Here is a 3,029-nt window from a genome sequence, read left to right on the forward strand (position 1 = left end):
CTCGACCGCAGGCGGCGCCTTCCTCGAATGGATGGAAGGCAAGGAACTGCCGGGCGTACAGGCGCTGATCGCCTGACAGGTGAACGATCCGGGGCGGTCAGCGCGTGACGCTGGCGCCCCGGTCGAACAGCAGGAATATCAGCGTGGCGACGCCGCCGATCGCTGCCCCTGCCAGCGCGCTGGCGCTCCAGCCACCCGCTTCATAGGTGACGGACCCGATCACCGAACCCATGGCACCGACCAGAAACATCACCGTCACATAGGCCGCGTTGATCCGGCCCCGCGCATGCGGATCGAGCGAGAAGATCAGCTTTTGCCCCGTGATCTGGCTCATCTGAACCGCGCCGTCGATCAGCACGGCCATGATCGTGAAGCCGATCAGGCTGCCTGCCGCCACGGTCCAGTCGGCCAGCAGGAAACCGATGGTCAGCCCGGCCAGACCGATCAGCGAAGCCGGGTGCGTCAGTCGCCGATCCGCCAGCCATCCCGCCACCGGCGCGACCAGCGCGCCACCTGCACCGGCCAGCGCGAATGCGCCGATCCCGGCATGGCCCAGATGAAATTCGTGGATCAGCGCCAGCGGCGCAGCGGTCCAGAACAGGTTGAAGGCGGCGAACATGCACGCCTGATAGAAAGCGCGCATCCGCACGACGCGATGTTTCACCAGTTGCGAGAAGGTGGAGGCGAGCACCTGCCCATAATGCATGCCACCCTGGGGCCTGCGCTGTGGGCATATGGCGATCAGCGCTACGCCGACGGCCGCCATGACGATCGCCGACAGGATGAAGGTCGCGCGCCATCCGAAAGATCCGGCCAGAAAATTGGCGACCGGTCGCGACAGCATGATGCCGAACAGCAGGCCGCTCATGACCGTACCGACGACGCGGCCCTGCTTTTCCGGCGCCGCAAGGTGCGAGGCGAGCGGGACCAGCACCTGCGCGCCCGTCGCGCCGACCCCGGTCAGGATCGATGCGATCAGAAAGCTGGTCGGGCCGTTCGACAGGGCGATGGCGATGCATCCGATGATCGTTGCGGCGATGGAGGTCAGCACGATCCCGCGATTTTCGAACAGGTCGGCCAACGGTACGACCAGAAACAGCCCGGCGCCATAGCCCAGCTGCGTCAGCGTGGTGATCAACCCTGCGACCGCGGCCGACATGCCGATTTCCGGACCGATTACGTCGATCAGCGTTTGCGCATAATAAAGATTGGCGACCATCACGCCGCACGCCACCGCCATGGTCAGCAGGCCAAATCGCGACAGGGCGGGGACGGGGGATGGTGCAGCTGCAATATCGGTCATGCCGTCGCTATGGGTCTTGAACCGCAACCTTTCAACCCATTTGGGTCGAAACCATATTGCGCCGCACCCTAAATTGCCGTCTGTCCCGTAATGAACGGGCAATCCGCCTTGCGGAGGGGCTAGGGACTGGTTACCAGCCGCAGGACCGGTAAAGATCTATCCTGTCGAAGGTCGCCCGACAGATGACGGCCGGTCGGCGGATGGTGGAGCATCCGTCGATAATCCATTTTCGCCACCATGACGTGGCACCCAAGGGAAGGTATGTGCAGATGCTGGATCAGGACATGAAGCAAAAGATCGCGACGGGCGAAGGCTTTATCGCCGCGCTCGACCAGAGCGGCGGTTCGACGCCCAAGGCGCTCAAGGGCTATGGCATCGAAGAAGGCGCCTGGTCGTCCGAAGAGGAAATGTTCGCTCTGATCCACGGCATGCGCAGCCGCGTCATCACCTCGCCCGTATTCACCGGGGACAAGGTGCTGGGCGCGATCCTGTTCGAACGCACCATGGACGGTACCGTGGATGGCAAGCCGACGCCGGCCGCGCTGCTGGAACGCGGCGTCGTGCCCTTCATCAAGATCGACAAGGGTCTGGAAGATGAAGCCAACGGCGTTCAGATGATGAAGCCCAATCCGGGCCTCGACACGTTGCTGCACCGTGCCAGGGCGCTGGGCGTGTTCGGTACGAAGGAACGTTCTGTCGTCAACCTCGCCAATCGGGAGGGCATCGCCGCCGTCGTGGCGCAGCAGTTCGAAATCGGCAATCAGGTGCTGGCCGCCGGTCTGATGCCGATCATCGAACCCGAAGTGAACATCAAATCGCCCGAACGCGCGGAAGCCGACCAGATGCTTCTGGAAGAAATCCTGAAGCATCTCGATGCCTTGCCCGAAGGTGTTCAGGTGATGTTGAAGCTGTCGCTGCCCGCCAAGCCCGGCCTGTTCGATCCGCTGGTCGATCACCCCGCCGTGCTGCGCGTCGTCGCCCTGTCGGGCGGCTTCGCCCGTCCCGAAGCCTGCGTCGAGCTGTCGAAAAATCGCGGCATCATCGCCAGCTTCAGCCGCGCCCTGCTGAACGATCTGCGTCATCAGATGAGCGAGGATGAATTCAACGCCGCGCTGGGTGAAGCAATCGACGAAATCCATGGCGCATCGGTCGCCAAGCAGCCTGTCGCAGCCTGATCCGCTGATAATCTCTTGAAAGGGTCGGCAGAGCGATCTGCCGACCCTTTTTCATGCGAAAATGATCCGTTCGTTTCGAGCGAAGTCGAGAAACGTAAAGCTCGGCCTTCCGCTTCCCGACTGTGCTTGAAGCGAGGCTATGGGATGTCTTGCTGCTTGAGCATGGGCAGCACCCTGTCCAGCGGCAGCGCCTGCGCCGTGCCGCGATGTCCTGTTACCGTCTGCGCCTTGAACAGGGCGTTCAGCACCGCTTCCTCGGTCGCTTCTATCGTCGCCTGAAACAGCGGCGACATGCGGTCATTGGGCAGGTCGTCGACCGCAGCGACGGCATTGCGCCTGTCGGCCGTACGCCGCACCGCCATGCTGGTGGAAAAGGCGATCGCATAATCGCCCGATCCGTTGGAGAAGCTGGACCCCGTCCGCGCGATCCCGCCAAAGGCGCGCTCCGCCACCCGGCGCAGGTTGCGGTCGGACAGAGGCGCATCGGTGGCGATCACGATGACGACGGAACCGTCCGCCTTCTTTTCCTCCACCTGTTGGCGATAGTCATA

At 63.2% G+C, this 3,029-nt stretch carries 3 protein-coding genes; 1 reads left to right on the forward strand and 2 read right to left on the reverse strand.

The window, feature by feature from the left end; all coding sequences use genetic code 11:
- Window positions 1-97: 97 nt before the first annotated feature.
- Complete coding sequence (locus tag ACOJSJ_RS01390) at window positions 98-1,303, reverse strand: MFS transporter (protein ID WP_420143195.1); 1,206 nt, start codon at window positions 1,301-1,303, stop codon at window positions 98-100.
- A gap of 269 nt (window positions 1,304-1,572) precedes the next feature.
- Between ACOJSJ_RS01390 and ACOJSJ_RS01395 the strand changes: the two genes are divergently transcribed.
- The gene (locus ACOJSJ_RS01395) at window positions 1,573-2,478 is read left to right on the forward strand and encodes a fructose bisphosphate aldolase (RefSeq protein WP_420143197.1); all 906 of its coding nucleotides are present in this window, start codon (window positions 1,573-1,575) and stop codon (window positions 2,476-2,478) included.
- 137 nt (window positions 2,479-2,615) lie between these two features.
- On the opposite strand, the gene ACOJSJ_RS01400 is transcribed toward ACOJSJ_RS01395, so the two are convergent.
- A partial coding sequence (locus tag ACOJSJ_RS01400; RefSeq protein WP_420143196.1) for a P1 family peptidase occupies window positions 2,616-3,029 on the reverse strand: 414 nt, incomplete at its 5' end.

The organism is Sphingobium sp. (assembly GCF_048594625.1).
Lineage (GTDB): Bacteria > Pseudomonadota > Alphaproteobacteria > Sphingomonadales > Sphingomonadaceae > Sphingobium.